The following is a 6,431-nucleotide window of genomic DNA, read 5'->3' as shown; positions in this document are numbered from 1 at the left end:
AGCTCAACTACGCGCGCAGCTTTAACGTGCAGCAGCAGAATATGGACCCCATCACCGGCCATCGCCTGGTAGAGCCCTATCCCAACAGCGTCTATGTGGTGCAAAACCCGCCGTCGACGACACTCACCACCGACGAGATGGACGAGGTGGCCGAACTCCCCTACGCACGCGATTGGCATCCCGACTACGACGCGGCGGGCGGCGTGCCGGCCTTTGCCGAGATCAAGTTTTCGATCAGCTCCAACCGCGGCTGTTTTGGCGAGTGCTCGTTTTGCGCCCTCACCTTCCACCAGGGCCGCGTGTTGCAGATGCGCAGCCACGACTCGATCATGCGCGAGGCCGAGCTGCTCACGCGCGATCCCGAGTTTAAGGGCTACATCAACGACGTGGGTGGACCGACGGCCAACTTTAGCCGTCCCGCCTGCGACAAGCAGCTCAAGCACGGCGTGTGCAAGAACAAGCGCTGCCTGTGGCCGAGTGTGTGCAAGAACATGGTGGTCGACGAAAGCGGCTACACGCAGCTGCTGCGCGACCTGCGCCAGCTGCCGGGTGTCAAAAAGGTCTTCGTCCGCAGCGGCATCCGCTTTGACTACACCATGGCCGACGCCTCGGACGAGTTTTTGCGCGAGCTGCTGGAGCATCACGTCTCGGGCCAACTGCGCGTAGCGCCCGAGCATGTGAGCGACGCGGTGCTCTCCGTGATGGGCAAGCCGAGCCGCGCCGTCTACGATGCGTTCTGCCGCAAATTTGAGCGCCTGAACCGCGAGTACGGACTCAAGCAGTACGTGGTGCCGTATCTGATCTCGAGCCACCCCGGCTCGACGATGAAGGAAGCCGTGGACCTTGCCGAGGCCGTGCGCGACATGGGCTACATGCCCGAGCAGGTGCAGGACTTCTACCCTACGCCGTCCACCATGTCGACCTGCATGTACTACACCGGCGTGGACCCGCGCACCATGGAGCCGATCTACGTGGCGCGCGACCCGCACGAGAAGGCCATGCAACGCGCGCTCATCCAGTATCGCAAGCCCGAGAACTACAAGCTGGTACGCGAGGCGCTGGAAAAGGCTGGCCGCCGCGACCTGATCGGCTACACCAAGCATTGCCTGATCCGTCCCGTGCCGCCGCGCCCGGGCGAGACGTCTGCCGGCGGCGGACACGGCACCGGCAAGAAGGGCGGCAAGGCCCACGGTGGCGCTGGTGGTGCCGGCAAGGGGTCTAAGGGCAGCAAGGGATACGGCGGTATGTCCCGCGCGCAGAACACTGCCGGTCGCAATCGCGCGGCACAGGGCCGCCAGGGTGCCAACGGAGGCGGCAGGCGCAACTAGCGCGGCGAGGCGGCATGCCGCCGCTGGCGGCACACACGCCCCCACCAATGAAATGCCGCTCGCCGGGGCGTCGTAAAACGATTCCCCGGCGAGCGGCCGATTAATATTGTCTATCTCAAAACGTCGTTACTTTTTGTCAAAACGACCATAGAGCGCAAACGAGAGCGCCGCAGAGATAACCCAAGTCAAAGCGATGCAGGCGACAATCATGATCAGGTTCATGGGATTGCCGCTTGGATCGGCATAAACGGGCAACGAGGTAATGCCAGGCATAACAAAGCCGAAGCACTTAGCGCCCAGAACAACGGTGAGCGCGCCGCCAATGCCATCCGCGATCATCGCAGCGATAAGCGGAGTCCTGTTAGGAACCTGAACGGTAAACAAGGCGGGCTCGGAAATTCCCATAAATGCCGAGAAGGCGCACGTCATCGCAGCGGACTTGAGCTTTTCATCGGTCATGCGCAGGGCCGCACCAAAAGACGCACCGCTTTCGGCGAGGTTATGGCAGAAAGAGATCGGGAGCAGATAGTCATACCCAAGCGTTGCGATATTGGAAATCTGGATGGGGCTCGTTGACTGGTGCATGCCGAAGAGCACGATAAGCGGCATAAAGAAGCCCAGCAGAAAACCGGCAACGGGGCCTAACGTCGAGAATAGCCAAACGATACCGTTGGCAAGACCAAGACCGCACCAGGCACCAATCGGAGCGAGCACAAACAGGTTGACGGGAATCACGATAGCAAGGGAGAGCGCCGGAACGACAACGAGCTTAAAAAGATCCGGCACGACTTTGTCGATTGCGCGATATACAAAAGACAAGCCAATGACGCCAAAGATAACCGGGAACACGGAATCGGCGTAGCTAAAAATCGGCACCGCAAAACCGAACAGCGCAAGGGGCGTCTCGCCCGTACCGACAGCGTTGACAATGGTCGGGTACATCAGCGATCCGGCAACACAAAGCGCAAGCGAACGGTTGACCCGGAACTTATCAGCTGTAGACATTGCCAGCAAAAACGGCAAGAAGTAGAACGGGATATCCGAAATCATATTGAATATCGCAAAGTCGCCGGCACCCGTGTCGATTCCAAAAGCCGCGATAGCAGCCAGGATGCCCTTTACGATGCCTCCCGCCACCAGTGCGGGAATGATAGCGGAGAAGATGCCGGTGATGATATCGAATACGCGAGCCGAACCTTTTTGGAGCTCAGGCTGCTCGGCGTCGGCGGAGACCTCGCCACCCATCCTGTCACCTAGCATGGGCTCCAATTCGTCATATACCGACCCCACGCTGGCGCCGATGATAACCTGCCACTGCCCGTCTTTAACCTGCGCGCCCAAGGCGCCGTCAAGCGTCTTAAGGGCCTCCAGATCTGCCTTGCTATCGTCCTTCAGGTTGAATCTGAGCCTTGTAATGCAGTGCGTTGCCATAACAACGTTATCGGCGCCGCCCACGAGCTCGAGGACACGAGCGGCCAGTTCCTTCTTGTCTGCCACGACAATCACTCCTACCCAAGATCCTCGCCATTAGTGGCGATACATTTCTGATACCAATAGAAAGAGTCTTTACGCGAGCGCTCCGCAGTGCCGTTGCCGCAATTATCCAGATCGACATAGATAAGCCCGTAGCGCTTGTCCATCGTAAGAGGACCGCAGGCAACAAGGTCAATGAATCCCCAGATCATGTATCCGCGCACGTCAACGCCATCGATCACTGCTTCCTTAAGGCACTTTATGTGCTGGCGCAAATAATCGATTCGATACTCGTCGTGGATGCTGCCATCCTCCTCGACTACATCAGATGTACCGAGGCCGTTCTCGGCGATATACAGGGGCAGCCCATAGCGGTCATACATCTGGTTAAGGGTAACCCTCAGGCCAATGGGATCGAGCTGCCAGCCCCACTCACTCGTCTCGAGATAAGGGTTCTTGTTTGCCATGACCAGATTTCCCGCAGTCTTCTCCCATCCCTGATCGCAGGTGGATACCTGGGAAAAGTAGTACGAGAAGGCCAGGAAGTCGACCGTGTTGCGAGCGATGAGCTCTTCATCGCCCGGCTCCATTTGAATCTCGATATCGCACGCGTCGAAATAGCGATTCATATAAGCGGGGTATTTTCCACGAGCCATCACGTCCGTATAGAACCAGTTGGAATACTGGTCGTCGTGAATAGCCTGCATGTTATCTTCGGGACGGCAGGTGGCGGGATACGTACAGAATCGAGCGATCATGCCGCCAACGGGAGTATCGGGCGAAAGACGATGGACAATCTCGACGGCACGCGCATTGGCAACGAACTCGTGGTGCAGGCACTGGAAGATGGCTCGATCGAAGTTCTCCCCCTCTTCGTCTTTGACCAGACAGACCCCGTCCCAAGGCGAAAAACGCGCTGCATTGAACTCGTTAAAAGGCAGCCAGAAATCGACCAGATCGCCCAATTCCGTAACGATTGTCTCGACATAGCGGGCGAAGAAATCAATCGTCTTGCGATTCTTCCATCCCCCATATGTGGTGACAAGATTTACCGGGATGTCATAGTGGAGCATGGTGACGAAGGTTTTAATGCCGTGCTTTTTGCACTCACCCAGCATGCTTCGATACCACTCGATGCCTTCGCGGTTAGGTTCAAGATCATCTCCGTTAGGATAGATTCGGCTCCAGCAAATAGAAGTGCGGAACAGCTTGAGGCCCATCTCCGCAAAAAGCGCGATGTCCTCACGGTAGTGATGATAGAAGTCGTTACCGCGCCTAAACGGGTAGAACTCAACACCATCATCTGCGAGAGCGTTCATTAGTTCGTCATGGCAGAAGGGGTTGTTTTGATGCTTGTCCTCAATCTGGTCATGAGTCCAGGTACCATCCAGCCATCGACAATCCTGCGTCGACTTTCCCTTTCCGCCCTCATTCCAGGCACCATCGGCCTGCGAGCACGATATGGCTCCGCCCCATAAAAAGTCGGAGTCAAACCCATGTTTTAACTTACTCATTTGCCCTCCTTGATCGGATGCTCCAGCGGATAACCCAATACTAGGAAGAACAAGATGCATAAGATATCGCATAGAAAGCGTGGGTTTATAACATTTTTTTAGATATAATACCGTTTAAGGCATCGATTCTACCGTTCACCCCTGGAGCACCCCATGGATTCGAATCTCAAACAGCTGCTCTATACGCATACCGAGACCGAAGAGTGGCATCGCACACATCCGGGAGAACTCAGCCCGCGATATAACAGGGTGGAAACCACAACCATTAACGGCGAAGAGGTCTATCTGTTTGATTGGAAAGAAACTCTCGACGAAAACCCCGTGGGCCTTATCAAGGAGTCGCGCTTTACCGATATTCCTCCTCATATCAATCGGGATATGGAGCTTAACTACGTGTACGACGGCGTCTGCACGTTTATCGTCAACGGACGGCGACTACTCCTTAAAAAGGGCGACGTGCTCATTTGCAACACCGGCGTAGTCAGAAGCGTTCCATACGTTAAGGGCGAGCATGATATCGTCATTTCGATCGTCTTCAAAAAAGAAATGTTCGATTCGTTGTTCCTGAGCCAGCTACCCGGCGCGTCACCATTAACGAATCTTCTATTTGATTATGTGTCCAAAAACCGCGAGGCCCGAGAATATCTCATTCTTCCAGAGGAATGCGCCCGACATGCGCGACGCCTCATCGAGATGCTCTTTATCGAATATCACTTTAAAGATGCCTATTCCAATGAACTCATGAGGCACCTCGCCGTCAGCCTATTCCTTGTTCTCATTCGAGGACTGTACCGACGCTCCGCAACTGATAACCAGGCGATCATGTCGGACGAACGCATCGTGTCGATTCTGAATCATATTGAGCGAAGCTACGGCGACTGCACACTCGAAAGCATTGCGAGCGATACGGGTTATAGCACCAGCTATCTCAGCAGCTTGATCAAGCAAAAAACCGGCAAAACGTTTTCGCAAATCAAGCTCAACCAGCAGCTCGCAGAGGCGGCATATCTTCTCAATAACACCGAGCGCAGCGTGCAGTATGTAGCCCGAAAAGTCGGCATCTCCAACATGTCATTCTTTTACTCAAAATTTAAAGAAGCATTCGGCGAAACGCCAGGTGCGTTCAGGACGCATCGGTCTAATTAAAGGCGTTATTACTCAGACCGATCAGCTTCGCGCGACACGGGAATGCGCAATCGAAGCAGCGAGTGCATCGCCTCTACCAGCACAAAGCCGGCGATGCCAACCGTGACCACAACGTCGAGCGGCGTGTTCACAAACCACAGCAACGTCATGAGATACGACCCGGCGTTAAAGGCAAAATGCAGCAGGATCGTGTAGCGGAACTTTCCGGTGGTCACGAACACCCAACCAAAAATGAGGCCGGCAGCGCCCGCATAGCAGCCCTGCACCCAGTTCATATGCATAAAGCCAAAGATGGCCGCCTGCAGCACGATTGCCGCGGCGATACCCCACGTGCTTGGGGCCGCCCAGGGCACCATGGCGCCGTCTTGCGCGTTCGCGCGGCGCCGGCGCTTCCAGAGCGAACGGCACTGTGGATTAAACGCACGCAGCGAAAACTCAAAGATGATGCCGCGCACCAGCAGTTCCTCGCAAAACGGAGTGCCGAGCACCGTGGTCAGGACGGCAAGAAGGCTGGTATCGCCCATGCCCGTTTCCTCGACGAGCTCGCTATAGTCTGCCGCGACCTCGGGCAGCAGCGACAGCACGCCGTCGCATAGGTAGCTAATGACCACCTGCATGGATAGGCCGATCACGACAACGCAGGCAATGCGCTTCCATGCCGCGCTTGCTCCCCCACCGAGCGGGCGCTCGCCTTGCCGGCGTGCCATGAAGGAGCGGGGCCACAGATAACGCCACCACAGCAGCGCCATCAAAAATGACGCCGTCTGAGCGGCAGCCTGGAACCATTGAATATCGAGGTTGTCGATCGGGAAACCCGTCAGCACCGACACGGCATCGAGAACTGAAAACAGAACCACGCTCAGGGCTATATCGGCAGCGACAACGCCAAAACAGGCAAGCGCCCACGCCATCGCATTGAGCATGCCAACCTCCTCAAAACCCGGCACTTAGGGACGTTCCTTAACTGCCG

The 6,431-nt window shown here is 56.3% G+C and carries 5 protein-coding genes; 2 read left to right on the top strand and 3 right to left on the bottom strand.

Going from position 1 to position 6,431, the window contains the following annotated elements; translation table 11 throughout:
* A partial coding sequence (locus AB5Z25_RS08055; protein ID WP_368135262.1) for a YgiQ family radical SAM protein occupies positions 1–1,328 on the top strand: 1,328 nt, incomplete at its 5' end.
* A 126-nt stretch (positions 1,329–1,454) separates the two neighbouring features.
* On the opposite strand, the gene AB5Z25_RS08050 is transcribed toward AB5Z25_RS08055, so the two are convergent.
* Together AB5Z25_RS08050 and AB5Z25_RS08045 are read right to left on the bottom strand one after the other, a co-directional pair.
* Positions 1,455–2,825: a PTS transporter subunit EIIC gene (locus AB5Z25_RS08050; protein WP_368135261.1), complete on the bottom strand. Its 1,371-nt coding sequence runs from the start codon at positions 2,823–2,825 to the stop codon at positions 1,455–1,457.
* 11 nt (positions 2,826–2,836) lie between these two features.
* Positions 2,837–4,315, bottom strand: coding sequence for a family 1 glycosylhydrolase (locus AB5Z25_RS08045; RefSeq protein WP_035137362.1), 1,479 nt, complete (start codon positions 4,313–4,315; stop codon positions 2,837–2,839).
* A gap of 153 nt (positions 4,316–4,468) precedes the next feature.
* On the opposite strand from AB5Z25_RS08045, the gene AB5Z25_RS08040 reads away from it, so the two are divergent.
* Positions 4,469–5,461: a helix-turn-helix transcriptional regulator gene (locus AB5Z25_RS08040; protein WP_368135260.1), complete on the top strand. Its 993-nt coding sequence runs from the start codon at positions 4,469–4,471 to the stop codon at positions 5,459–5,461.
* A gap of 8 nt (positions 5,462–5,469) precedes the next feature.
* On the opposite strand, the gene AB5Z25_RS08035 is transcribed toward AB5Z25_RS08040, so the two are convergent.
* A complete protein-coding gene (locus AB5Z25_RS08035; RefSeq protein WP_368135259.1) occupies positions 5,470–6,384 on the bottom strand; it encodes a CPBP family intramembrane glutamic endopeptidase in 915 nt (304 codons plus the stop codon).
* Positions 6,385–6,431: the final 47 nt, after the last annotated feature.

Origin of the sequence: Collinsella aerofaciens, assembly GCF_040910325.1 — a bacterium.
Lineage (GTDB): Bacteria > Actinomycetota > Coriobacteriia > Coriobacteriales > Coriobacteriaceae > Collinsella > Collinsella aerofaciens_BL.
The sequence above is the reverse complement of the archived record's forward strand: the minus strand, read 5'-3'. Positions and strand labels throughout refer to the sequence as shown.